This window comes from Shewanella rhizosphaerae (genome assembly GCF_019457655.1).
Taxonomy (GTDB): Bacteria; Pseudomonadota; Gammaproteobacteria; order Enterobacterales; family Shewanellaceae; genus Shewanella; species Shewanella loihica.
This window is the reverse complement of record NZ_CP080420.1, coordinates 1697765-1721292: the sequence shown is the minus strand read 5'-3', so window position 1 is coordinate 1721292 and position 23528 is coordinate 1697765. Positions and strand designations below refer to the sequence as shown.

General features: G+C 53.5%; 25 protein-coding genes. 11 read left to right on the top strand and 14 right to left on the bottom strand.

Features of this window, described 5'->3' with window-relative positions; translation table 11 throughout:
* Window positions 1–97: 97 nt before the first annotated feature.
* Window positions 98–664, top strand: coding sequence for a class IV adenylate cyclase (gene cyaB / locus K0I63_RS07760; protein WP_258406968.1), 567 nt, complete (start codon window positions 98–100; stop codon window positions 662–664).
* A 135-nt stretch (window positions 665–799) separates the two neighbouring features.
* Here the strand turns inward: cyaB and K0I63_RS07755 are convergent, their stop codons facing one another.
* Window positions 800–1405 (bottom strand): peroxiredoxin, encoded by a 606-nt coding sequence (locus K0I63_RS07755; RefSeq protein WP_011865315.1) that lies wholly within the window; start codon window positions 1403–1405, stop codon window positions 800–802.
* A 313-nt stretch (window positions 1406–1718) separates the two neighbouring features.
* Between K0I63_RS07755 and K0I63_RS07750 the strand changes: the two genes are divergently transcribed.
* A complete protein-coding gene (locus tag K0I63_RS07750) occupies window positions 1719–3038 on the top strand; it encodes a Na+/H+ antiporter family protein (protein ID WP_011865314.1) in 1320 nt (439 codons plus the stop codon).
* Window positions 3039–3132: 94 nt separating this feature from the next.
* Here K0I63_RS07750 and upp read toward each other — a convergent pair whose 3' ends face one another.
* Window positions 3133–3759, bottom strand: coding sequence for a uracil phosphoribosyltransferase (gene upp, locus K0I63_RS07745; RefSeq protein ID WP_011865313.1), 627 nt, complete (start codon window positions 3757–3759; stop codon window positions 3133–3135).
* 211 nt (window positions 3760–3970) lie between these two features.
* Here upp and purM point away from each other — a divergent pair, with 211 nt between their 5' ends.
* The 5 genes from purM (at window position 3971) to asnB (ending at window position 10552) form a co-directional block, all read left to right on the top strand.
* A complete protein-coding gene (gene purM / locus K0I63_RS07740) occupies window positions 3971–5008 on the top strand; it encodes a phosphoribosylformylglycinamidine cyclo-ligase (protein ID WP_144198564.1) in 1038 nt (345 codons plus the stop codon).
* The gene (gene purN / locus K0I63_RS07735) at window positions 5008–5652 is read left to right on the top strand and encodes a phosphoribosylglycinamide formyltransferase (RefSeq protein ID WP_220083049.1); all 645 of its coding nucleotides are present in this window, start codon (window positions 5008–5010) and stop codon (window positions 5650–5652) included. Before purM ends, purN begins: the two co-directional genes overlap by 1 nt.
* A gap of 271 nt (window positions 5653–5923) precedes the next feature.
* Entirely contained in the window at window positions 5924–6670 is a 747-nt protein-coding gene (locus K0I63_RS07730; protein ID WP_041406575.1) for an HAD-IIA family hydrolase, read from the top strand.
* Window positions 6671–6892: 222 nt separating this feature from the next.
* Window positions 6893–8554, top strand: coding sequence for a M28 family metallopeptidase (locus K0I63_RS07725; protein ID WP_220083048.1), 1662 nt, complete (start codon window positions 6893–6895; stop codon window positions 8552–8554).
* Between the two features lie 339 nt (window positions 8555–8893).
* The gene (asnB, locus tag K0I63_RS07720; protein WP_220083047.1) at window positions 8894–10552 is read left to right on the top strand and encodes an asparagine synthase B; all 1659 of its coding nucleotides are present in this window, start codon (window positions 8894–8896) and stop codon (window positions 10550–10552) included.
* Between the two features lie 61 nt (window positions 10553–10613).
* Here the strand turns inward: asnB and K0I63_RS07715 are convergent, their stop codons facing one another.
* From K0I63_RS07715 to K0I63_RS07690, 6 genes are all read right to left on the bottom strand, one after another.
* On the bottom strand, window positions 10614–11387 hold the full coding sequence (locus K0I63_RS07715) for a substrate-binding periplasmic protein (protein ID WP_220083046.1): 774 nt from the start codon (window positions 11385–11387) through the stop codon (window positions 10614–10616).
* An 89-nt stretch (window positions 11388–11476) separates the two neighbouring features.
* Window positions 11477–11824: a 5-carboxymethyl-2-hydroxymuconate Delta-isomerase gene (locus K0I63_RS07710; protein ID WP_220083045.1), complete on the bottom strand. Its 348-nt coding sequence runs from the start codon at window positions 11822–11824 to the stop codon at window positions 11477–11479.
* A gap of 2 nt (window positions 11825–11826) precedes the next feature.
* Window positions 11827–12177 carry a VOC family protein gene (locus tag K0I63_RS07705; protein WP_144198548.1) on the bottom strand — a complete coding sequence of 117 codons (351 nt, stop codon included), beginning with the start codon at window positions 12175–12177 and terminating at the stop codon, window positions 11827–11829.
* Window positions 12178–12408: 231 nt separating this feature from the next.
* Window positions 12409–13113, bottom strand: coding sequence for a DUF445 domain-containing protein (locus tag K0I63_RS07700; RefSeq protein ID WP_011865304.1), 705 nt, complete (start codon window positions 13111–13113; stop codon window positions 12409–12411).
* 71 nt (window positions 13114–13184) lie between these two features.
* Window positions 13185–13616: a GNAT family N-acetyltransferase gene (locus K0I63_RS07695; RefSeq protein WP_220083044.1), complete on the bottom strand. Its 432-nt coding sequence runs from the start codon at window positions 13614–13616 to the stop codon at window positions 13185–13187.
* Between the two features lie 131 nt (window positions 13617–13747).
* The gene (locus tag K0I63_RS07690; protein ID WP_220044855.1) at window positions 13748–14740 is read right to left on the bottom strand and encodes a 2Fe-2S iron-sulfur cluster-binding protein; all 993 of its coding nucleotides are present in this window, start codon (window positions 14738–14740) and stop codon (window positions 13748–13750) included.
* 171 nt (window positions 14741–14911) lie between these two features.
* On the opposite strand from K0I63_RS07690, the gene K0I63_RS07685 reads away from it, so the two are divergent.
* Window positions 14912–18313 (top strand): DUF748 domain-containing protein, encoded by a 3402-nt coding sequence (locus K0I63_RS07685; RefSeq protein WP_220083043.1) that lies wholly within the window; start codon window positions 14912–14914, stop codon window positions 18311–18313.
* A 213-nt stretch (window positions 18314–18526) separates the two neighbouring features.
* Window positions 18527–18883, top strand: coding sequence for a glutathione S-transferase N-terminal domain-containing protein (locus K0I63_RS07680; protein WP_220083042.1), 357 nt, complete (start codon window positions 18527–18529; stop codon window positions 18881–18883).
* An 80-nt stretch (window positions 18884–18963) separates the two neighbouring features.
* Here the strand turns inward: K0I63_RS07680 and K0I63_RS07675 are convergent, their stop codons facing one another.
* Genes K0I63_RS07675 through K0I63_RS07660 form a run of 4 tightly spaced genes read right to left on the bottom strand, consistent with a single transcriptional unit; the run spans window position 18964 to window position 21227 of the window.
* On the bottom strand, window positions 18964–19368 hold the full coding sequence (locus tag K0I63_RS07675) for a CBS domain-containing protein (RefSeq protein ID WP_011865299.1): 405 nt from the start codon (window positions 19366–19368) through the stop codon (window positions 18964–18966).
* Entirely contained in the window at window positions 19365–19715 is a 351-nt protein-coding gene (locus K0I63_RS07670; protein ID WP_011865298.1) for a P-II family nitrogen regulator, read from the bottom strand. The genes K0I63_RS07675 and K0I63_RS07670 overlap by 4 nt, the downstream gene beginning before the upstream one ends.
* Window positions 19705–20493 (bottom strand): DUF1538 domain-containing protein, encoded by a 789-nt coding sequence (locus K0I63_RS07665; protein ID WP_220083041.1) that lies wholly within the window; start codon window positions 20491–20493, stop codon window positions 19705–19707. The genes K0I63_RS07670 and K0I63_RS07665 overlap by 11 nt, the downstream gene beginning before the upstream one ends.
* Window positions 20493–21227 (bottom strand): DUF1538 domain-containing protein, encoded by a 735-nt coding sequence (locus K0I63_RS07660; protein ID WP_220083040.1) that lies wholly within the window; start codon window positions 21225–21227, stop codon window positions 20493–20495. Before K0I63_RS07660 ends, K0I63_RS07665 begins: the two co-directional genes overlap by 1 nt.
* Window positions 21228–21358: 131 nt before the next feature.
* Here K0I63_RS07660 and K0I63_RS07655 point away from each other — a divergent pair, with 131 nt between their 5' ends.
* A complete protein-coding gene (locus K0I63_RS07655) occupies window positions 21359–21955 on the top strand; it encodes a hypothetical protein (protein ID WP_258406966.1) in 597 nt (198 codons plus the stop codon).
* A 15-nt stretch (window positions 21956–21970) separates the two neighbouring features.
* Here the strand turns inward: K0I63_RS07655 and K0I63_RS07650 are convergent, their stop codons facing one another.
* Window positions 21971–22618, bottom strand: coding sequence for an esterase/lipase family protein (locus tag K0I63_RS07650; RefSeq protein WP_434086791.1), 648 nt, complete (start codon window positions 22616–22618; stop codon window positions 21971–21973).
* A 72-nt stretch (window positions 22619–22690) separates the two neighbouring features.
* On the bottom strand, window positions 22691–23014 hold the full coding sequence (gene yqfB, locus K0I63_RS07645; RefSeq protein ID WP_220083038.1) for a N(4)-acetylcytidine aminohydrolase: 324 nt from the start codon (window positions 23012–23014) through the stop codon (window positions 22691–22693).
* Window positions 23015–23138: 124 nt separating this feature from the next.
* Here yqfB and K0I63_RS07640 point away from each other — a divergent pair, with 124 nt between their 5' ends.
* Window positions 23139–23399 carry a DUF2986 domain-containing protein gene (locus K0I63_RS07640; protein ID WP_220083037.1) on the top strand — a complete coding sequence of 87 codons (261 nt, stop codon included), beginning with the start codon at window positions 23139–23141 and terminating at the stop codon, window positions 23397–23399.
* Window positions 23400–23528: the final 129 nt, after the last annotated feature.

Sequence of the window (23528 nt, the reverse complement as noted above, 5' to 3'; positions counted from 1 at the left end):
AACCCGCCGCTCGCCTCACCCCGATGAGAAGGAAAGATGATATAGTCGGCCCAGCTTTTTAACCTAGGTTACAACAATTTCCATGAGCGAATCCCCCATGAGCCAATCCCATTTTGACGGCAAGTATGAAGTCGAGCATAAATACAGGCTCCAAGATAGAGACGCCTTCTTTAGCAGGCTAGAGAGTCTCCCCCACGAGACTATGCTAAAAGACAATGTCGAGTTTGATCGCTACTACGACACCCCTTCGGGGCAGTTGGCTCAGCAGAGCAAGCATCTGTGTATCAGGCAGATGCACCCATCAAACATCAAACTGTGGATAGTTAAAGGCCCTGGTGACAAGCAGTGTCAGGCGACTCGCATCGACAATATCGACAGCGCCGCCGATATGCTACAAACCTTAGGTTATAAGGTAGTGCTGCAGCTTACCAAGACTCGCAGCATCTATTTTATCGACCAGTACCATGTGACGGTCGACAATCTCGAAGGCCTGGGGGATTTTGCCGAGCTGGCGATCATGACAGACGATGAGACCCAGCTGGAATATCACGAACAAGGCCTGCTCAAGCTTGCCCAGCAGCTTGGTCTTACCCAGGATGACAGGGAAACCCGCTCCTATCGCGAGCTGATGCAGACACTCCAAACTGTGCCCTCGCCCGCTTAGAGGCAGACGGCAAGGAAGACGGTAAATGAGCCCTCACGGCATTAGGCTCATGAAAAATCAGCCATAAAAAAAGCTGCCTTAAGGCAGCTTTTTACTAACATTTGTACTAACGCTTTTACTAACGATATTAATCGCTTATAGTGAGTCAGCGTTGTCAGTCAGGTAAGAAGCAACGCCTTCTGGGCTTGCGTCCATACCCTTGTCACCTTTTTCCCAACCAGCTGGGCAAACGTCACCGTGCTCTTCGTGGAACTGAAGTGCGTCGATCATACGTAGCATCTCGTCAACGTTACGGCCTAGTGGCAGATCGTTAACAACTTGGTGACGAACCTGGCCTTCTTTGTCGATCAGGAAAGAACCACGGAAAGCCACACCGGCTTCTGGATGCTCAACATCGTAGGCTTTACAGATATCGTGCTTCACGTCAGCCACTAGCGTGTATTGCACCTGGCCGATACCACCCTTGTCTACTGGGGTGTTACGCCATGCGTTGTGAGTGAACTGAGAATCGATAGAAACACCGATAACTTCTACGCCACGCTTCTTGAACTCTTCCATGCGGTGGTCGAAAGCAATCAACTCAGATGGGCATACGAATGTGAAATCAAGTGGGTAGAAGAATACTACAGCTGGCTTTCCTTTAATCGCTTCGCTTAGGGTAAAGCTATCAACGATTTCGCCATTACCTAGCACTGCTGCAGCTGTAAAATCAGGAGCCGGACGGCCTACTAATACGCTCATTTTTTATCTCCATCTATGGATTGAAAAAGCTTTTAATTCTGAACTCAAAAGCATTATAGGCAGTCACCAGCGGGACACAAGTAATTTGGGATCATTGTCACTTTTTTTAATAAATATTCATCGAGTTGCCCAAGTTATCACCGTCTTCTTCCCGGCCGGTTAGGCTTATTTACACTTACGCAGTAAACTTGAATACAGTTCGGTTACATCTCTTGCAAAATTCTTAGATAAAACGCCATGGCGCTGGACAACACGGGCTATTGCTGGCAAAAATAGCTTCCCATTACAGATTAAAAAATCAGATTGAATCAATATGAATGCAGTTGTTATTGCCGTTTGCTTGATGTTGGGCCTTAGCCTTGCCCGGGTAAACGTCGTTATCGCACTCACTGTGAGTGCATTGGTCGCCGGACTCGTCGGCGGCATGAACCTAGATCAGACGGTCGATGCCTTTAATACCGGCCTTGGCGGCGGCGCGCAGATCGCCCTGAGCTATGCCCTGTTGGGGGCCTTTGCCGTGGCCCTTTCACACTCGGGACTCACCACGCTTATCTCCCGCAAGGTGATCGCCCAGTTAGGACAGGAAGAAAGCCCTGGCAACGTCAACAAGGTGCGCTGGTTCCTCTTGCTGGCTATCCTGGCCATGGCGGTATCGTCACAAAACATTCTGCCGATTCATATTGCCTTCATTCCGATCTTAATTCCGCCGCTGTTGCATGTGATGTCTAAGCTCAAGCTCGACCGACGTCTGGTGGCCTGTGTGCTCACCTTCGGCCTGGTGACCACCTATATGATCCTGCCTGTAGGCTTTGGTGGTATCTTCCTCAACGACATCTTGCTCTCTAACCTCACCAGCAACAACTTAGATGCGGTGCGCGAGCAGATCCCATCTGCCATGTTAATCCCGGCCCTAGGCATGGTGGTGGGGCTATTCATCGCCGTGTTCATCAGCTATCGCAAGCCAAGAGAGTATAAGGAGGAGTTGATCCTCGCCGCCGAGCCGGAGGAAACCCTCAACCGTCGTAACATCATCATCGCCCTGGTCGCTATTGCCTCTACCCTGGCGGTACAGCTCTATACCGGCTCGATGATCTTCGGCGCCCTCATCGGCTTTATCATCTTTAGCTTCTCTGGTGCCCTCAAGCATGTGGCCGATCAGGATATCTTTAACCAAGGCGTGCGCATGATGGCCAACATCGGCTTTATCATGATCTCGGCCGCCGGTTTTGCCGCCGTGGTCAAGGCCACAGGCGATGTGGGCACCCTGGTTGACTCTCTCAGCCATCTCATCGGTGACAACCGCGCCTTGGCGGCCTTCCTGATGTTGGTGGTCGGTCTGCTCATCACCATGGGAATCGGCTCATCGTTTTCGACCATCCCGATTATTGCCACCATCTATGTGCCGCTGGCCATCAGCTTTGGCTTCTCGGTACCGGCCACCATAGCGCTCGTCGGCACGGCCGCGGCGCTGGGGGATGCGGGCTCACCGGCATCGGATTCGACCCTGGGCCCAACGGCCGGTCTTAACGCCGATGGTCAGCATGATCACATCCGTGACAGCGTGATCCCAACCTTTATCCACTACAACATCCCCTTGTTGATCTCGGGTTGGATAGCGGCCATGGTGCTCTAACCAACACTGATAAAGATCCATAAAAAAAGGAGCCTTAAGGCTCCTTTTTTACTGCTCATCATATAACGATGGCGTCTTACAATCTTCGCGCGCGTTACTTAGTCCCGAAGATCTTATCGCCAGCATCACCCAGACCAGGCAGGATGTAACCGTTCTCGTTAAGGCACTTATCGATAGAGGCGGTGTAAAGCTCAATATCAGGATGGGCCTTCTCAAGTGCCGCGATGCCTTCAGGCGCCGCTACTAATACCAACGCCTTGATTGAGGTGCAACCACGCTCTTTAAGCAGATCGATAGTTGAGATCATAGAGCCGCCAGTTGCCAACATAGGGTCGACCACCAATGCGATACGCTCATGCATATTGCTGGCAAGCTTCTCAAAGTAAGGCACAGGTTCCAGCGTCTCTTCGTCGCGGTAGATACCAACAACAGAGATACGTGCACTCGGTACGTGCTCAAGCACGCCATCCATCATACCAAGACCCGCACGCAGGATAGGCACTACGGTAACCTTCTTACCCTTGATCTGCTCAACTTCTACTGGACCGTTCCATCCTTCGATAGTGACCTTCTCGGTTTCAAAGTCAGCGGTCGCTTCATAGGTCAACAGGCTACCCACTTCAGCCGCTAACTCACGGAAACGCTTAGTACTAATATCTCCTTCACGCATCAAGCCAATCTTATGACGTACCAGAGGATGCTTAACTTCGACCACTTTCATCGTTTTCTCCTGATCTATTCCAGTTTTTCCAGCAAATTGTACCGATTCTAGTAGATTTGTTCACAATCGAAAACATAAAGTTTTACAAACACGGTAAATCGTGACCTAAGTCCGTTTGAATATTCAAAATCATCCCTTTCGAGTGCCTACACAAGCTGATAGAATAGCGCCGCATAAAAATCCAATAACGATGTACCCGAGAGGATCCTCCGTGAGCACTCCTACCCAGCTAAGCTATAAAGATGCAGGTGTTGATATCGACGCAGGCAATGCCCTTGTAGACAATATTAAATCTGCCGTTAAACGTACCCACCGCCCCGAAGTCATGGGCAACCTAGGTGGTTTTGGCGCACTTTGCGAGCTGCCAACTAAGTACAAACATCCAGTTCTTGTGTCTGGCACCGATGGTGTTGGTACCAAGCTTAGACTGGCTATCGATTATCAGAAACATGACAGCGTAGGTATCGACCTGGTTGCCATGTGTGTCAACGATCTGATTGTTGCCGGTGCAGAGCCCCTGTTTTTCCTCGACTATTACGCCACTGGCAAGCTAGATGTTGCGACAGCGACCTCTGTGGTTAACGGCATTGCCGAAGGTTGTGCTCAATCAGGTTGCGCCCTGATCGGTGGTGAAACCGCCGAAATGCCTGGCATGTACGAAGGCGAAGACTACGACTTAGCAGGCTTCTGCGTCGGCGTGGTCGAAAAAGAAGATGTGCTCGATGGTTCTAAAGTAGTTGCCGGTGACGCGCTGATCGCCCTGGGCTCAAGCGGTCCACACTCAAACGGTTACTCGCTGATCCGCAAGGTACTGGAAGTGAGCAAGGCTGATCCTCAGCAAGACCTCGAAGGCAAGCCGCTGATCGATCACCTGCTGGAACCGACCAAGATTTATGTTAAGCCGCTGCTTAAGCTGCTTGAGAAGCATGACATCCATGCCATGGCGCATATCACTGGCGGCGGCTTCTGGGAAAACATCCCACGCGTGCTACCCGATGATGCCAAGGCCGTGGTAAAAGGCGACTCATGGCAATGGCCTACCGTTTTCAACTGGTTGATGGAAAACGGTAATATCGCCGAGTTTGAAATGTACCGTACCTTTAACTGTGGTGTTGGCATGATCATCGCCCTACCACAGGATCAGGTCGATGCGGCGCTAACCCTGCTTAAGGCCGAAGGTGAAAACGCTTGGCTCATCGGTGACATTGCCAGCCGCAATGGCGACGAAGAGCAAGTGGAGATTTGCTAATGTCCAACTGCTGTCGCGTTCTCGTCCTGGTCTCTGGTAATGGCAGCAATCTGCAAGCCATCATCGACGGTTGTGACGATAACTTGGACGCCGAAGTCGTTGGGGTAATCAGCAATAAGCCCGATGCCTATGGCCTGGTGCGCGCGCATCAGAGTGAGATCGATACCAGCTGCGTGATCCCCCATGAGGGCGAGTCTCGCAGCGACTATGATCTGCGACTCAAGGCGGCTATCGACAAGTACCAGCCAGATCTTATCGTGCTGGCGGGCTTTATGCGTATCCTGAGCGACGATTTCGTCAAGCAGTTCGAGGGACGAATGATCAACATTCATCCTTCGCTGCTGCCGAAATACACAGGCCTGCATACCCATCAGCGGGCGATCGACGCCGGTGACAGCGAGCATGGCGCCAGCGTACACTTCGTGACCCCAGAGCTGGATGCCGGCCCTGTGATCCTGCAGGCCAAGGTCCCGGTCTATCCTGAGGATGATGCCAGCCTGCTGGCAGAAAGGGTGCATGAGCAGGAACACGCCATCTATCCCCTGGTAGTGAAGTGGTTTAGCCAGCAGCGCCTGCGTATGACTGACGGCAAGGCCTTCCTTGACGATCAACTGCTAAGCCCCATGGGCTACGCCGCCGACTGACCCGGCCTATTGTCAGCTATCTAAAAAAGAGACCTCAGGGTCTCTTTTTTATTGGCGTAAGCGCATTCTTGAATAGCTGTTTCTTATGCCTTACCTCTTTGGCGACATACCTTGAGCCACAGCAGAACCTCCCGGCCAACTTAACCACTAAGCCCAAAGCATCCCTTTAATGCTGGTCAGACTAAATAATTCACCAAATTACGTTGTTTTTAAAACACAATTGGTTTTAGATGAAGGCAGTTGACTTTCTGCTAGCAAGATGAGACCTAAGATGAAAAACGTAATTTGTGATATTGATGGTGTACTGCTACATGACAATAAGTTGATCCCTGGCAGCGATAAGTTCATCCATCGCATTCTCGAGCAGGGAAACCCACTGGTCATATTGACCAACTACCCGGTACAGACGGGTAAAGATCTCCAAAACCGCCTCGGTGCCGCCGGGATTCAGGTACCAGAGGAGTGTTTCTACACCTCGGCCATGGCCACGGCAGACTTCCTCAAGCATCAGACGGGTGACAAGGCCTTTGTGATCGGCGAAGGCGCCCTCACTCACGAGCTCTACAAGGCCGGCTTTACCATTACCGACATCAACCCAGATTTTGTTATCGTCGGTGAGACCCGCTCCTACAACTGGGACATGATCCACAAGGCCGCCCAGTTTGTCGCCGCCGGCGCCCGCTTCATCGCCACCAACCCGGATACTCACGGCCCGGCCCACAGCCCTGCCTGTGGTGCCCTGTGCGCGCCTATCGAGCGCATCTCGGGTCGCATGCCCTTCTACGTGGGTAAGCCCAGCTCCTGGATCATCCGCAGCGCCCTGAACCATATCGGCGGCCACTCGGAAAATACCGTGATCATCGGCGACAACATGCGCACCGATATCCTGGCAGGATTCCAGGCGGGTCTGGAGACCATCTTAGTCACCAGCGGCGTCAGCCAGATAAAAGATATCGACAAGGAGCCATTCAGGCCCAACCATGTGTTCGACTGCGCCGGTGATATCGACGTCATCTAGCCTGTTTAGCCAACGAATTCACTAGCCAAGACGCGCGGTTCAGACCGCGCGTTTTTTTATCCTCTGCCTGCACAAGATTTATCCCTGTCATCCCAGGTGACATCAGCCTTTCACCAAACATAAAGCGTAACATTTAATCGCCCCGCCTCCCTTGATAATGCCGGTCATCTTATTCATCATGTGGTCGCGATTAATAAATAACAAAAACAAATAGGAAGTCCCATGCGTTTTGCCCTACCCACCTGTGCTCTGGTGCTCCTCAGTGCCTGTAGCCAGCATGCTCCCCAGCTAAGTAGCGAGGAGCAAGTTCCCGCCTTCAACGAAGCCAGATTCAGGCTAGATATTCAGACCCTCTCCTCAGATAAATTTGAGGGCCGCGCCCCCACGACCCAAGGTGAGACGCTAACGCTGGATTATCTCAGCAAGGCCTTTGCCGCCGCAGGACTGGTCGGTGCCAACGATGGCAGCTTCTTGCAGCCTGTGCCTATGGTCAGCTATACCGCCAGCGAGTCGCAAACCGTTACCTTGGGCGATCTGCCGATGCACTACCGTCAGGATATCGTCCTGGGCAGTCGCCACGACAATCAAGGGGTGGAGATTAAAGATGCGCCGCTGGTCTTCGTGGGCTATGGCATCAAGGCGCCTGAATATAATTGGGACGACTATCAAGGCCTGGATATGAAGGGCAAAATAGCCCTGATCCTGGTGAACGACCCCGGCTTTGCCCTGCCCGAGTCAGGCAAGTTTAATGGCAAAGCGATGACCTACTACGGCCGCTGGAGCTATAAGTTTGAGGAAGCCAGCCGCCAAGGCGCGCTCGGCGCCATCATCATCCACGATACCAAGCCGGCTTCCTATCCTTGGTCTGTCGTTGAAAACAGCTGGACAGGCGCTCAGCAAGATTTGGTACTGGATAAGGCCACACAGGACAGTCGTGTACAGGTCGAAGGCTGGATCACCAAGGAGAAAGCCAGCGAGTTGTTCGACAGCGCAGGCTTGTCGCTGGCGACCTTAAGCGATCGCGCCGCCAGCAGCCCGGTAAATGTCGCACTGCAAAAATCTGCCAACATCGCCTTCGCCAACAAGGCGGAATATGCCGACAGCTACAACGTAGTGGCCACTCTCCCCGGTCAAGGCGCCAGTGATGAACAGATCCTCTTTACCGCCCACTGGGACCATATCGGCCTGGACAGCAGCAAGCAGGGCGATCAGATCTATAACGGCGCCCTGGACAATGCCTCGGGCACCGCAGGGATCCTGGAGATCGCCCGCCAGTTCGCCGCCCAAGCCAAGCAAGGTAAGCCGCTCAAGCGCTCGCTCACCTTCGTCGCCACCACAGGTGAAGAGCAGGGATTGTTAGGTTCGCGCTACTACGCCGCCAACCCCGTCTATCCTTTGGACAAGACAGTGGCCGTCTTCAACCTAGACAGCACCAATATCTATGGCCGTACGTCGGATTACACTATCGTGGGCAAAGGCAAATCGCAGCTGGAAACCTATCTGGTCGAGGCGGCTAGCGGCCAGCAGCGCACCGCGGTGAGTGAGACACGTCCTGAATCTGGCGGCTTCTTCCGCTCAGACCACTTCAGTTTCGCCAAGTATGGTGTGCCTGCGGTATTTGCCGGTGGCGGCAACAACCCCGTCGATGACGCCACGGCCAAGTACAAAGCCGATATGAAAGCGCAGATGAAGGGCTGTTACCACAATGTCTGCGACGAATATCGCGCCGACTGGGATCTCTCCGGCGCATTGGAAGATCTTGGGGTCTACTATCAGGCCGCTCAACGCCTGGGTAACAACGGCGACTGGCCCGGCTATTTTGCCGGCACCGAGTTCCACCAACTGCGCCCGGCAACCACAAATGAGACCACTACCGCCGAGTAACTAAGGTTTTCGGCAACACATGGATAAAAGGCTTCCATCGGAAGCCTTTTTGTTTATTTATCCGCCAGTCACGCCATTTTTTACCTGCTCGACTAAAATCCAAACTGAGATTAAGAATGCATAATTCCAAACTCAGATAAGGGACTATAAATAGAGATTCCATAATTAAAACCGCAAACAGCAAAACAAACCTCAAAATCACCACCATTAAAACCACAAAAACAACACCAAAAAAGCGAATTTTATGATGTTTTGATAATTTTCAGACTTGGCAGATGAAGAAAATGCTGTCAAAGTGATTGGCAATTGAGATTTATACCGGTTTCTGGAGCTTTCATTATGTGTTCAATATTTGCGATTCTCGACATCCAAACCGATGCCACGCCGCTACGCCAGGTTGCCCTGGAGATGTCTAAGTTGCTGCGCCATCGCGGCCCCGACTGGTCAGGGATCTATGCCAGCGACAAGGCGATCCTCGCCCATGAGCGTCTGGCCATCGTCGATATCGAACATGGCGCCCAGCCACTGTTGTCAGAAGATGGAAGCCTGATCCTGGCGGTCAACGGTGAGATCTACAACCACAAGGAGCTCAAGGCCGAACTGGGTGACAAGTACAGCTACCAGACCAACTCAGACTGCGAGGTGATCCTCGCCCTGTATCAGGAATATGGCACCGAGTTTCTGGACAAGCTCAACGGTATCTTCGCCTTCGTCCTCTACGACAAGCGCAGCGACAGCTATCTAATTGGCCGGGATCACATGGGGATCATCCCCCTCTACACAGGCCATGATGCAGAAGGTAACTTCTATGTCGCCTCGGAGATGAAGGCGCTGATGCCCGTCTGTAAGACGGTCGAGACCTTCAAACCAGGCCACTACCTGACCAAGAGCGGTGAGAGCCACTACTACCAGCGCGACTGGCAGTCTTTCGAGGCGGTACAGGACAACGCGGCCAGCGTGGAAGAACTGCGCGAGGCACTAGAAGCCGCGGTCAAGCGTCAGCTGATGTCAGATGTGCCCTATGGCGTGCTGCTCTCCGGCGGACTGGACTCTTCCGTGGTATCGGCCATCACCCAGACTTTCGCCAAGCGCCGCATCGAAGATGACGGTGCCAGCGATGCCTGGTGGCCGCAGCTGCACTCCTTCGCCGTTGGCCTGACCGGCGCGCCGGATCTGGCGGCGGCGCAGAAGGTCGCCGATGCCATAGGCACCATACACCATGAGATCACCTTCAGCTTCCAGGAAGGCCTAGATGCGCTTAAGGATGTGATCTATCACCTAGAAACCTACGATGTCACCACCATACGTGCGGCAACCCCCATGTATCTGATGGCCCGTAAGATCAAGGCGATGGGGATCAAGATGGTGTTGTCTGGCGAAGGCGCCGACGAGCTGTTTGGTGGCTACCTCTATTTCCACAAGGCGCCAAACGCCCAGGCCTTCCACGAGGAGCTGGTGCGTAAACTAGATAAGCTGCACCTGTTCGACTGCCTACGCGCCAACAAGGCGATGGCGGCCTGGGGCTTAGAGGCGCGCGTGCCCTTCCTCGACAAGGCCTTTATCGACACGGCGATGCGTATCAACCCTGAGGCCAAGATGTCCAAAGATGGCCGTATCGAGAAGCATATCCTGCGTCAGGCCTTCGAACACAAGCTGCCGCAAGAGGTGGCATGGCGTCAGAAGGAGCAGTTTAGCGATGGCGTCGGCTACTCCTGGATCGATGGTCTAAAGGAACATGCCGCGGCCCAGGTGGACGATCTGCAACTGGCCAACGCCAAGTTCAGGTTCCCTTACAACACGCCGGAAACCAAGGAAGCCTACTTCTACCGCTGCTTCTTCGAAGAGCACTTCCCGCTGCCATCGGCCGCCGAGACAGTGCCAGGGGGCAAGTCGGTCGCCTGCTCTACCCCCGAGGCGCTAGCCTGGGATGAGAGCCTGCAAGGGATCATCGACCCCTCGGGCCGTGCGGTACAATCGGTGCACGAGAGCGCCTACTAGTCACTGCATATGAAAACCATAAAAAAGAGACCACAGGGTCTCTTTTTTAACGATCTGCGAATCAGTAATGCTCGAGATGATGTGTGGCAAACTCCTCAACCACTTGCATGAAGCGACCCTCTTCATAGGCCTGGCCGATAATCGCCTGCATCTCACTCAAGGGGATCGCCATCTGATGTCGTTTACTCACGCCGAAATAGACCAGGCGCTGCTCCTCGTGGGTATAGGGATGCACCTTAAGCTTGTCGTCGAAATCACTGAAACGGGCCCTCAGGCTAGGCAGTACCACCTCAGAAACAATAAGCAGATCGAAGCGCCCCTTGAGTAGCATGTTGGTCGCCGAGATCACATCATTGGTCTGCACCTTATTCAGCCCGGCATCGCTGTCGAAACGATCGAAATACTCTGTCTCCCGCGACACGCCGATAGAAAGCGCGCTGAGATCCTCATAGTCATTCACGTTCGCCAGCGTCTGCTGGCTGATGAAGACGAAGCGACCGTCATTGCGATAAGGTAGAAAATAGCTAAAGGCGGCCCGCTCAGGCTTGGCGTATATTCCGGCCAACACATCGACGCTACCCTGCTCTAGCATATGCAGGCAACGGGCGAAGTTGGGGCTGGCAATAAAGGTTAACTGGCGCTGTAACAGGCTGGCAAACAGCTCGAGCGCGGCGATATTCTCACCTATGGGTGGGTGCTCAGGCTGTAGGATCTGAAACGGCGGATAGTGGTCGACGCAGACCCGCATCACTCGCTCGTCTTTGATCTCGCCGGCGTAGATGGGCTGCGCGGCGAGCAAGCCCGCCGCCAACATCAAGGCCCTAATAAGCTGCATTCAAGAATGACTCCTGGGACTCCATCTCCCGTTGACCATACTGCTCCAGATAAAAGCCAGGCTTATCAGCCGATTAATCATTTAGCCGTTTAATCGTTTAACCTTTTAAAATAATGCTCTCGTTCGATATCCAGCACCTCCATGGTGATGCTGGATACAGAAGCACACAGCGGCGCGATAAGACGATCGACACACTGCATCAGGTGCAGTTTCTGCTCGCTGCTGCGCCCCGGCATAATTTTGAAGCTGATATGAATAAAGCTAGCAGCTTTTGCCTCGCCAACCCAGTAATGCTCGGCGCTATAGGCGCGAGACTTGATACTGGCAGGCTCAAACAGCTCACTCTCGATGGCGCCGCGATGCACCTGCTCAACCAGGTTATCGATGGCAATCTGCTGCGCCAGCGGCGCGCTATATTCGACGATACAATGAGGCATTCTTACTCAGACCATACCGCAAACTCGTTACCGTTTGGGTCCTTAAAATGAAAACGACGACCGCCAGGAAAGGAGAAGATCTCCTGGGTGATCACGGCGCCCGCATCGGCAACCGAGGTTAGGCATACCTCTAGCGCCTTGGCATAGAGGACGATCAAGGGTGAGCCAGAGGCAATATCGAATCCTTTATCCGACAGAAAAAATCCACCGGCAATACCGGCATTGGTAAAGCAGCTGTACTCTGGACCATAATCTTCAAACTGCCAGCCGAACACCTTGCCAAAGAAGGCCTTAGTCGCGGCAATATCCTTAACCGGGATCTCGATATAGTTAATGGTCTGGTCTTGATTCATTGCATTTCCTTGCAGGGATAATCGTTATTAGGTTTTGGCCCATAAACGTGAGCCAAGTATCACTTTTCAATCTACCCTCGTTCTAAAAGTAAAGCGAGTGTTAAATCTCCCCAGCCGCCGACATAGCCTAGATTTTAGCCAACAAAAAGGGACCAAAGGTCCCTTCTGAATCATCGCGGTTATAAAATACAGCTTATGAAACAAAGCTTATGAGCAGTAAGTCTTGAGAGCTTAGTCCAGCAAGGCCGCCAGCAGACCGATGAGGCCACCGAAGACGCCACCCCAAACCACCAGCCAACCAAGGTGCTGCTTGATCATCTCCTGCACTATCTCTTTCACCAATTGCGGCGTGAGTTCGGCCAGGCGCTGGTCTACTATGCTCTTTACCTTCGCCCTGAGATCGGCTAACACGTCCGGCTGCTCTATCTCATTCTTCAGCAGCTCATAGAAATCATCGCTCTGGGACAGCTCCACTAAGGAGGCCTTCATCTTATTGATAAATGGCTCTTTCAGTGGGGCTATCGCCTCTGTGCCGCCAAACATGGCCAGCATGCCGCCAAACGAAGACTGCTCCACCGTGGTCACCAGGGCATCGAAGGCCGGTGACATATCCACCTTCTCGATAACGGGCTCCAGGTTGATGTGCGCCACGCTGCCACCCTGCTGTGACAGGAACTTATCGATATTTTCGTTGGTGAAAAACTGCTCCATCATAAGATGGGCGATCCCCGCCTTAAACTCCTCGAAGCGGGCCGGCACCACGCCACTGCCATAGAGGCCGGGCACCTTCTCAAACAACATGTGGATCGCCAGCCAGTTGGTCACCGCCCCCGACAGGGCAAACAGGCCAATGCTAAACAGGATAGCGTGCTGAAAAAGATAGCCACAGACCACCAACGCGGCGGCCAGCAAATTAGTGATAAGACTCTTATTCACCGATTTATCTCCAAGGATAAGACAAAAAACCGCGCTATCTTACCACAAGCAAAAACCCTGAAGACAGCCTATCAGCTTTGGTTAACCGCCTGCTCGGCAAACAGGGCTCGGGTGTCGCAGTCATCGACGAAGATAAAGCCATCGCCGCCGAGGTGCTCGCGGCGCACCGCCATCACATTGGTCTCGTCTGCCAGCTCCCTGGCCTTCTCAACCAGACGAGTAGCGATGCCTTGATGGCGGAAGGCCTCTTCGACATAGAGGTCATCAAAATACCAGACGGGTTTTAGCAGACGCGAGGAGAAAGAGGGATAGAGCTGAATGAAACCGACAATCGCCTGGTCCAGCTGAGCAATGAAGATCACCGAATCATTCTCATGCAGACGAGCCTGCAGAAAGTCACCACTGTCGGACAGTGCGGAGGTTTGTCCCAGGCTCTGACGATAACGGTCAAACAGGGGGGCCAGCAGGGTCAAGTCATCTTCAATTGCAATTCGTATCAGCATATTCCGTCCTTGAAATCTGTATTGCCCTGGGAATGAGGGGCGACAAATACAGTTACATCCTTATGATTTAGTTGATGTTATCACACTAAGATTAAAATAACAGTCCATTGTGAATACTACATAAGTCTAGGCTAGCCCCTTGGACGTTTACGCAGATCTTTATACTCGAACGACAGGCTGTGGATCCGCTCGATGGGGAAACCGTTAAGAAAGGCGATCTCCCGGCTCTCGTTGACCAGGCCAGGTTCACCGCAGAGAAACAGGTGCTGTTGACGGTCGAATTGATGACACTTGAGCGCCTCGCTAAAAGGGTTGGCGTGGATCACCCGCCGCCCTTTGCTCTCACTCTGCCCCGTGATACAGGCCTGATAATGAAACTGTCGATGCTCCAGCATCATCTTGAGCAATTTAGGGTGCAGATAGAGGTCATTATCGTCCCGCGCGCCGACATAGAGGAAGATCTCTCCCTGATGACCCTGGGCCAACGCCTGCATCAACATGCCGTGGGCCACTCCCAGGCCGCTGCCGAAGGCGACGATGATCAGCTTGGCATCGCGATAGGCGGTGCGATAATAGCGACTGCCCAGCGGCCCCTGCACCAGCAGGCTCTCACCTATCCCCGCGTGGTGATACAGCCAGTCACTGAACTGGCCATTGTATTTGCGCCGCACATGCAGCTCGAGAAAGGGTTCCCCCGGCAGGCTGGTGGGTGAATAACTGCGGGTCAGGCCGTCGAAGCGACGTAAATTAATATACTGCCCCGGATGGTGCGCCAAAGGCTCATCGAGTGCCAAGCGAACACGCACCACGGCCTCATTGATAAACTGCTTCTCCTGGATCTTGGCGCCGATAAAGAGGTCCTGAGGCAAGATAGACTTGAGGCGCAAGGCTGGAGTGGGCTTACACTGACAGGAGCAGAGATAGTGACGCTGCTTTAGCCCCAAGGTCAGGCCGCGCTGGGCGCCGATCGCCATCTCGCCATCGACATGTTGTAGCAGACAGGTTTTGCACACCCCCTTCTTACAGGAGTAATTGACCCGCTGACCATGGCGTATCAGGGTGTCCAATACCGACTCACCGGCCTTGGCCTCAAATGCCTGACCGTCGAGGTAAAATGTTGTCATATATGTCGATTTATCTCGTAAAAATTTAAATAAATTTAATCTTTAGCCGTTCATTATCGATAATAAACCTACTAAAATTATAGCGACTGGTTCACAAACGTGCGGATTGGACTCGCCGTCCCCCCCTTCCTTGAATCTTTTCAGTTCGTCTACAACGTCATTAAGGTCATTATGTCTTCCGTCCCATCATTTTTCGCAAAACTCGGACAAAAATACAAACAGCTGCCCAAATATCAAAGATATATTGGTATCTCAATTACCCTGTATTTAACATGGACCCTGTTATTGGGTCTACTGCTTCCTTATCTGCTGACCCAGCAAATCCCTAAGCAGCTGTCGAACCAGATCCAAAGACCCGTCTCCCTCACCCAGGTGAAGATCAACCCCTTTACCCTCGAGATCGAGCTCACAGACTTTGCCATCAAAGAAAAAGACGACCAGCCCTTTGTCGGCTTTAAACGCCTCGGCCTGAACATCCAATTTTGGGACTCCCTGTTTCAGCAGGGGCTGAGTCTCACGGATATCACACTGGAAAATCCCCACGCCGAGGTAAAGCGCTTAGATAGCAAAGAGGCGCTAAGGTTTAACTTCTCCGACATCCTGGAGACCCTGGCGAAAAACAGCGAGGCGCAACCTGAGTCTGAACCCGAGCCGGAGGGCGCTAAGACTATTCCCCACTTTATCCTCAAGAATCTGGCGATCGTCGATGCCAATCTGCATCTGCTCGATGAGATCACTCAAGGGGAAGTCAGCTATCCCAAGGTTAACCTCAAGGTAGCCAGCTTCGACTCCCATAACCCCATAGTTGCCACTAAGGTAAGCAGCGATACCGCCGATGCGAAACATCAACAAGGCCAGAGTGTTGATGCCAAAAATGACGCGGCGCAGAAGGCCAACCGCTACCACATGGAGTTTCATAGCGATCGCGGCGGCAAAATCGCCCTCAAGGGCCAGGTACAGCTCACGCCCTTCGAGCTTGTCGGCGATGTCCGCCTGAGCCATATCGATCTGCCGCAGCTGTGGGCCTTTGTCGATAAGGTCTTCCATGTGTCTCTGGACAAGGGCTATGTGGATTTCGCCACCGAGTACCGCATCGCCATGGATGACGACCAGCTTGAGGCCAGCACCAACGCCGGCGAGCTGAGTTTCAGCGACCTACTGATCACCCACGAGCAGCGAGAGCTTATCTCCCTGGGACGTTTTGCCCTCTCGGGCATCGCAGCCGACCTGGGTCAGCAGCAGGTCGATGTGGCCGCCCTGACCTCGAGCGACCTCTTGGTTAACGCACGCCTAGATGGTAAAGGGGTCGATCTCGCCACCCTGCTGGCACCAAAGGCCAGTGGTGACAAGTCTCCGACCGAAGCAAAGACTGATAACGCAACATCGTCAGACGCTGCCGCCAATCAAAACGCAAATGAGCAAACCTCAAGCGAGCAAGCCTCAAGTGAGCCAACCGCTAGTGAACAGGTGACCAAGACAGATACTAGCACTGAGACTAATACCGACTCTAAAGCAGACCGTGAGACCGGCTCTAATACCGAAACAAAGACAGACAGTCAGGCACCGAGCTGGCACGCTAAGCTTGAGAAGATCAGCCTGAGCAACTATCAGCTAAACCTCACCGAGCAGCTGTTTAAAGAGGAGAACCTCTGGCAGATAGGCCAGCTGCAACTTACCACAGGCGCGGTAGATGAGAGCCTGAGTCAACCCATCGACTATCAGCTGGCATTAGCCATCAACCAAGGTGCCAAGGTGCAGAGTCAGGGGCAGATCGACGTCCTGGCCAAGCAGGTCAGCGCCGAGCTCTCACTCGAGGGGCTGAGCCTTAACTGGTTCCAGAACTACATTGCGCCTATTGTGAACATCAAGATTGACGATGGCCGCTTGGCGACATCGGGACAACTGCTTGCCGATGCCAACGGCAAACTAAATTATAAGGGCACACTTCAGGTTGACGATCTTCAGATCAAAGACCTTAAGGCCAACAAGACACTGGTGAAATGGCAGCAGCTGGATCTCAACCAGCTCGACTTCGATAAAGAGGCCAATAAACTGGCAATCGATCAAGTCACGTTAAACAAGCCATACGGACGCATTCTGATCAACGAAGATCGCACCACTAACTTCCAAGATCTACTTGTCGTTGCGACGGATGATGCTGTTGCAAACGAAGCGGCGGCCGATGCCGATCCATCAGGCGCAGCTAAGCCTGCCACCCGGAAAAATGACAAACAGGAAAATGACAAACAGGAACAACAAGCTGCCAAGAAAAAGGCCGTAGCGCAAACCGTCGATGCGGCCAAGCCGATGGCCCTTAGCATCAACAAGATAGTGTTTAAAGATGGCTCGACCTTCTTTGCCGATAACTCTCTCACCCCTAACTTTGCCGCCAGCATAGAGCAGCTCGAAGGCAATATCGCCAACCTCTCCTCCAGCAGCGAGAAGGCCGCCAAGGTCGATATCAAGGGCAAGATAGACAGATATGCCCCGGTCGTCCTCAAGGGTGAGATCAATCCCCTGCTAGAGCAGCCTTATCTGGACCTCGACCTCAGCTTCAAGCATGTGGAGCTGACCTCGGTGAACCCTTATTCTGGCACCTACGCGGGTTACTACATAGACAAAGGCTTGATGTCGCTGGATCTTAAGTATCAACTGGAGAACAACCAGTTGGTGGGCGACAACCATCTGGTGGTCGATCAGCTGCAGCTGGGTAAGAAGAGTAACTCCAGCCTGGCGACCTCTCTGCCTGTCACCCTGGCCATCGCCCTGTTACAAGACAGACACGGCGTGATCGACCTAGGCCTGCAGGTCTCTGGCGATCTCAACGAGCCAAGCTTTAGCTTCGGCAGCATCATCGCTACCGCCTTTACCAATGTGATCACTAAGGCGGTGACCGCGCCCTTCAGCCTGTTAGCCGGCCTCTTGGGCTCAGACGATGAGCTGGATAAGGTGGCCTTTACCCCAGGTCTGGCGACGCTGCCAGAGGAGAGCCAGTCACTACTGAGCAAGCTGGCCAAGGGCTTAGCCGACAGGCCTAAACTCACCGTCAGCGCCAAGGGCGCGGTGGATCCGGTAAGCGACAGTCAGGCCTTGATGACGGCCAAGTTACACCAGGCGCTGATTGCCCAGGCGCAGCTTGATGATGCCAAGTTCACCGAGGCGCAGATGCCGGCTGAACTCACCGCCAGCACCTTCCCGACCACGGGACTACTCTCCGATGCGCTTAAGTCCCTCTATGAGAAGACGCTGCAAAAAGATCCCGGCGAAGTGCTCAAGGAGATCAAACAGCAGCAATCCCAGCAGGACAATAGTGCCGGGAATAAGAGTGCCGAGAAGCTGAGCGACGAGGAGCTGCAGACCCGCTGGCATATTGCCTTGTACAACTATCTGGTCTCGGCCCAGCAGCTCGACGATAACGCCCTGGGTCAGCTGGCTCAGAGCCGGGCCCTGGCCGTGAAGCAGTACCTGATTGAAGAGGCCAAGATTGAACCTGGCCGGGTATTCGTGCTCGACAGCCAGGCCGCGCTCGACACCAGCGCCCCACAGGCCCTGCTGACCCTAAGCGCCGAATAGCCAAGGCGTTAACCTCATCAAGCGGCCAGGCTCCAGTTTATGGACAGCTTGGCCGCTTTTTTATTTGCCGCTACAGGCCATAGCGTCTTTACAACATACTTGGCGCCAAACAGGGCGAAATCCCGCTTACCAGCGCTCAGTTTGCACCGAGGCTTTGATCTCCATCACGCTTGCGTTAGAATCCGCCCCATCAAAATTATCTTGGAGTCGTTAATGTTTATTGTTCGCTGGGTATTAGGCCGCATTATCCTGTTTTTGAATTTTGTTTTTACCCCTAAGAAGCGTCAGCGTCCGCTGGCCGAGCAGGCAAAGGTCGACGAGCAGACACAAGGGCTCCAGCTTTATCAATACGCCGCCTGCCCCTTCTGCGTTAAGGTACGCCGCGCCATTCGTCGCCAAGGGCTAAATATCGTCACTGTCGACGCCAAACAAGCCGAGCATCAACAGATGCTGGTAGAACAGGGTGGACTGGCCAAGGTGCCTTGCCTGCGTATCGACCAGGCGGGAGAGACTCAGTGGATGTATGAGTCCTCAGATATCATAGATTATCTCAACAAGCGTTTCGCCTAAGGTGTAACCTAGGCACCTTAGCGATTGCTTAAGCGCAGTGGGCACCCTAGGGTGCCCTTTTTATTGCCTGGCTCAAGTCATTAGAGATGGGGCATCATCCCCTTGAGCACTATGTCATGATAGGTCACCACGCCTAAGATCTTACCCGCCTCGATCACCGGCGCCTTGTTGATGCCGAAGCGTTCGAACAGCCTGGCGGTATAGCGAATGTCCATGTCGGCATGCACAGAAAGCACAGGTTTTATCATGATCTCATAGACATTGACCCGCTCCGGCGACTTGTCTTTTGCCAGCACCTTTCGGGCGATATCGCTCATCAGCACCATGCCATATTCATCGTGTTCATGACGCTTGTTTACCAGCAACATGCTGACATCGTTACCCACAGCCAGCTTGATCGCCTCGGCCACGGTATGCAGACCATCGACCATCACATAGCTGTCTTTCATGACGTCGCTGTTCTTAATTAGCCTGCTTGGTTTCATAGTTGATCCTCAATCTCTTTGCTGAGTTTTTCCACCTGATGGGCGACGCCCACGGCGTCCTCCACATCTATCTGTATGGCAATCCCCTGCCCCGGGTTAGTGTCAAACTCCCCTACCCGGCAAATGGTTTCCAGAATGCTGCGACTCATGTGCTCCTCCACCAACCAGAGGATCACGTCGCGCTGTATATCCAGGCCCAGGCCCATGAAGGTCTTCTTCTTTTCCAGCCCCTCTCCGCGGGCATGGTTGATGACTGTCGCTCCCGTGGCGCCCGCCTCTCTCGCCGCATCGAGCACGGTATCGGTACAGGTTTCATCGACGAAGGCGACGATAAGTTTAAAGCGCATGGTCTCGCTCCTTAGCGGATTTTCGCTGACTTAAGAATTCGACTAACTGGGCATAGCCCATTACTGTGATCATAGGAAACAGGCTGGCAAAGGCAATCAAACCAAAGCCATCGATAAGCGGGTCGCGCCCCGCCACATTGGTTGCCAACCCCAACCCCAGCGCCGCCACCAGCGGCACAGTCACGGTCGAGGTGGTCACCCCACCCGAGTCATAGGCCAGTGGCACTATCATCTTAGGGGCATAATAGGTCTGGATCACCACCAGCACATAGCCGGCCATGATGTAGTAATGAATAGGGTCACCCACCACGATACGAAAACAGCCAAGCGCAATCCCCATGGCCACCCCGATCGCCACAGAGATCCTCAGCCCCTGAATACCGATGGCACCGCCCGAGACTTCGTTGGCCTTTATCGCCACGGCAATCAAGGAAGGCTCGGCAATCGTAGTGCTAAAACCAATAGCCGCGGCAAACAGGTAGACCCAAAGATAATCTTGCCAGATAAAGGGGGTATCGCCGCCCTCAGGGTGAAGAAAATCGGGTGAGGTGAGCTGACTGGCCATGCTCTGGCCGATGGGAAACAGCGTCAGCTCCAGCCCCACCAAAAACAGGCTGAGGCCGATGATCACATAGACAAAGCCCAGCAGCACCCGGCGCCAATTGGCAATGGCACGTTTAAGTACCCCGAGCTGAAAACCAAACAAGATGGCGGCGATGGGCACCACATCACGCATGGTCAATAAGAGGGTGTCTAGCATCTCACTCAGGTAAGTCATCACAACACCCACATGCCATAGAGTAATACGAAGATCATCGGCGTCAGGCTGGCAAAGGCGATCAAGCCAAAGCCATCCAACATGGGGTTACGTCCCTTGATCACGCTGGCCAAGCCGACTCCCAAGGCGGTCACCAGCGGCACGGTAATGGTGGAGGTGGTCACGCCGCCTGAGTCATAGGCGATCCCTATGATGTTCTCAGGCGCAAAGGCCGTGAGCACCATGACACACAGGTATCCGCCGATGATCAGATAATGAATGGGCCAGCCCTTAAGAATACGGATCACCCCGAGCAGAATCGCCAGCCCCACCGAGATGGCCACCGTCAGTCTGAGCCCCATGGCATAGCTATTCATGGCATCCTGGCTTGCTGCAATGGCCCCTGAATTTGCCGCGACCTCGGCCGCCTCGTTGGCCACCGCCGTCAGCGCGGGCTCCGCTAAAGTAGTGCCAAAACCCAAGGAGAAGGAGAAGACCACCAACCAGAAGACGCTGCCCTTACGCGCCAGCGCCTGGGCCAGAGATTCACCTATGGGAAACAGGCCCATCTCGAGCCCAAAGACGAAGAAGGTCAAACCGAAGACAATAAACACCAGCCCGAGCAGGATCTCGGCCAGATTAGCCGGGGCCTGATGCAGCACGAAGATCTCGAAGAAGGCGACCACACAGATGATGGGGATCAGATCCCGAAAACTGCCGAGTAATGAACGAAACAGGCTGATCAAGGCCGACATGCATACTCCTTAGCACTGGGGATCTCCTAACACATTTCCCCTTACCTTGAGTGTGCCAAGACGCTAACAAATAACAACAATTTTCTCACATCCCGCCCCATTTACGTGAGCCAGTTCAAGTTACTCGGCTAATGCAAGTTACTCAGCCCAAGTTACTCAGCCAGAGTCAATTAAGTAAAGTCAGGTTACCTAGGGTGATCTCCCCCGACGATTGGGTTATGCTGACCCTGCAACGAATGTTAACCTCGACGAAAAATAAAGATAACAACAAGATGCCGATACGCTCCCCACTGCTTACCACCACACTGCTGCTTACAGTAACCCTTGGCCTTGGCGGCTGCGCCAGAAAACGCGACGTCGATGATTTTAAGGTGCGCGTTGAAGATACCTTCCATACCTCGATCAAGGGCAACGGCATCAAGCTGTTTACCTACAGGGTGAAGTACGCCGATCTACCGACGCTTGAGCAGCCCCACATGCAGCGGGTACGCCAGATAGAGAAGATGAAACGCTCTGGCAGCAAGAAACGCTCTGTCTATGAGCCAGATCTGACCCGCTGGACACAGCAGATAGAGTTAGGCCTTGAGAAGACCATCGCCATGACAGGCTACTGCCGCGAAGGCTACCTGGAGCTGAGCCGTATCATAGAGGAAGGACGCGGTGAGATCCGCGGCGAGTGTAACGACGGCGCCACCGACGCCGACATCAGCAAGTTTGCCAACAAATAAGCGCCGAGTCACGTCTCAGCGCTGAAAGCGTCCATGGGCCAGGAAATGCGCCGTCTGGGCGATGACACTGGGGTTATTCATCATGAAGGGATGGGTGACCGCCAGGCTGATATGATCCCGCATCCCCTCCAGGCGGGTGCGGGCCACAGAGACCTTACCATCGTTGGGTCCCGGCAAAAGGGTCGAGAGCAGCAAATTCACGCTGCGACTGCCGGCAATGACTCCCACTTCAAAGTGCGCCTTGCCCAAGCGATTGGGCACGCTCTCTTCATCCGTGCCCAGCTGCAGACCCGCCGGGCCGTTTATCCACTTAAACCCGGGAAAATCTTTGAGGCTATCCACCACCTCGCTGCCGCGATTGGGCGGCCCAAGCATAACCACGCGCCCAAGTGCAGGCAAGGTATGCTGGCTCAGATACTGACGCACCAGGATGCCGCCCATGGAGTGGGTCACGAAGTGCACTCTCTCGCCCCGGCACTGTGACAGCGCCTTGTCGATATGCTCGCCGGCCAGGTTCTCGATATCGAACTGAGTCGAGGGGTACCCCAGATTCACACACTGATAGCCCTTAGCCGACAGAGCATGTTCCATCTTCTCCATCGAGCCTCGAGTGCGGGCCAAGCCATGGAGTAAGATCACTGACTCATTGTGGGGGGATGTCACTTGCTGGCTCCTTGTCATTCTGGCTTGTCCTTGTTATTCCAACTTGTCCTTATCCATCCTAGGTCAAACAAGCTAGAGCAGGCGATACTCGATAAGATAGAGAGTATCTATCTCGCCATATATCTCGGTGATCACCGCCTTTAACTGCTCAAGCGTCATGTTCTCCTGCGCGGCGTGCCGGGAGTTTAATGCCTCGAAGGCAAGCGTTTCGACCCGCACCACCTGAATATCGCAAAAGTGTCGCCCGGTTTCAAAGGTGGATACCGACAAGCGGTCGCCGACGCGAAAGTGTGACTCGCTCTCATCCCTGAGGGTGATGGTTTTCGCTCCGCTGAGGATATCGGCTTCGAATCGCTCGAAGAAGGTGATCTTGCCATCATAGGTTAACAGGGTCATATTTCCTCTATCTGCTATTTTTGCCTATAGCCGCTTGGCACAGATTAGGTTAAAATCCGCCCCCGGTTTAAGCTAACTAGGTTTAAGCCCTTATTTTATCTGAATCAAACACCCTGGTGGAAGTATGAACAAGAAACAAAAGATGCTGAAGAAGACGGCAAAGCGCGCCAAGGCCCGTCACAACAAACATACGCCGCCGACCGTAAAGAAATATATCTCTAAGGGCGATCGCGCCAAGATGCTGGCTCAGGAGCAGGCCGAGATGGCCGCCAAGGCTAATGCCGCCGAGAAGGCCGCTAAGGTCGAGGACGGGCAGGAAGTCGCTGTTGAAACAGCTGAGCAAGAAGAGGCGACCCAAGGCGCAGAGGCAAAAGCTTCTGACTAACAAGCGTCAGAGTAATAAGGCTCTCGGCTTTTGAATTAGGATTAAGCCCAACCCTTAGTCCTCCCCCAAGCGGCGCCATCATGGGCGCCGTTTTTGTATCTCACTATCAGAGCGGTTTTCATCAATTCT

What these genes read in the sequence shown, in the direction of transcription:
- K0I63_RS07705 (WP_144198548.1), bottom strand. Translation starts at nt 12,177, where the DNA reads ATGAATCAAGACCAGACCATTAACTATATCGAGATCCCGGTTAAGGAT.
- K0I63_RS07675 (WP_011865299.1), bottom strand. Translation starts at nt 19,368, where the DNA reads ATGAAACCAAGCAGGCTAATTAAGAACAGCGACGTCATGAAAGACAGC.
- K0I63_RS07715 (WP_220083046.1), bottom strand. Translation starts at nt 11,387, where the DNA reads ATGCAGCTTATTAGGGCCTTGATGTTGGCGGCGGGCTTGCTCGCCGCG.
- yqfB (WP_220083038.1), bottom strand. Translation starts at nt 23,014, where the DNA reads ATGACCCTGTTAACCTATGATGGCAAGATCACCTTCTTCGAGCGATTC.
- asnB (WP_220083047.1), top strand. Translation starts at nt 8,894, where the DNA reads ATGTGTTCAATATTTGCGATTCTCGACATCCAAACCGATGCCACGCCG.
- K0I63_RS07750 (WP_011865314.1), top strand. Translation starts at nt 1,719, where the DNA reads ATGAATGCAGTTGTTATTGCCGTTTGCTTGATGTTGGGCCTTAGCCTT.
- K0I63_RS07695 (WP_220083044.1), bottom strand. Translation starts at nt 13,616, where the DNA reads ATGCTGATACGAATTGCAATTGAAGATGACTTGACCCTGCTGGCCCCC.
- purN (WP_220083049.1), top strand. Translation starts at nt 5,008, where the DNA reads ATGTCCAACTGCTGTCGCGTTCTCGTCCTGGTCTCTGGTAATGGCAGC.
- K0I63_RS07685 (WP_220083043.1), top strand. Translation starts at nt 14,912, where the DNA reads ATGTCTTCCGTCCCATCATTTTTCGCAAAACTCGGACAAAAATACAAA.
- K0I63_RS07660 (WP_220083040.1), bottom strand. Translation starts at nt 21,227, where the DNA reads ATGTCGGCCTTGATCAGCCTGTTTCGTTCATTACTCGGCAGTTTTCGG.
- K0I63_RS07665 (WP_220083041.1), bottom strand. Translation starts at nt 20,493, where the DNA reads ATGACTTACCTGAGTGAGATGCTAGACACCCTCTTATTGACCATGCGT.
- K0I63_RS07690 (WP_220044855.1), bottom strand. Translation starts at nt 14,740, where the DNA reads ATGACAACATTTTACCTCGACGGTCAGGCATTTGAGGCCAAGGCCGGT.
- K0I63_RS07710 (WP_220083045.1), bottom strand. Translation starts at nt 11,824, where the DNA reads ATGCCTCATTGTATCGTCGAATATAGCGCGCCGCTGGCGCAGCAGATT.
- K0I63_RS07680 (WP_220083042.1), top strand. Translation starts at nt 18,527, where the DNA reads ATGTTTATTGTTCGCTGGGTATTAGGCCGCATTATCCTGTTTTTGAAT.
- K0I63_RS07730 (WP_041406575.1), top strand. Translation starts at nt 5,924, where the DNA reads ATGAAAAACGTAATTTGTGATATTGATGGTGTACTGCTACATGACAAT.
- K0I63_RS07670 (WP_011865298.1), bottom strand. Translation starts at nt 19,715, where the DNA reads ATGCGCTTTAAACTTATCGTCGCCTTCGTCGATGAAACCTGTACCGAT.
- K0I63_RS07655 (WP_258406966.1), top strand. Translation starts at nt 21,359, where the DNA reads ATGCAAGTTACTCAGCCCAAGTTACTCAGCCAGAGTCAATTAAGTAAA.
- K0I63_RS07755 (WP_011865315.1), bottom strand. Translation starts at nt 1,405, where the DNA reads ATGAGCGTATTAGTAGGCCGTCCGGCTCCTGATTTTACAGCTGCAGCA.
- K0I63_RS07640 (WP_220083037.1), top strand. Translation starts at nt 23,139, where the DNA reads ATGAACAAGAAACAAAAGATGCTGAAGAAGACGGCAAAGCGCGCCAAG.
- K0I63_RS07725 (WP_220083048.1), top strand. Translation starts at nt 6,893, where the DNA reads ATGCGTTTTGCCCTACCCACCTGTGCTCTGGTGCTCCTCAGTGCCTGT.
- cyaB (WP_258406968.1), top strand. Translation starts at nt 98, where the DNA reads ATGAGCCAATCCCATTTTGACGGCAAGTATGAAGTCGAGCATAAATAC.
- upp (WP_011865313.1), bottom strand. Translation starts at nt 3,759, where the DNA reads ATGAAAGTGGTCGAAGTTAAGCATCCTCTGGTACGTCATAAGATTGGC.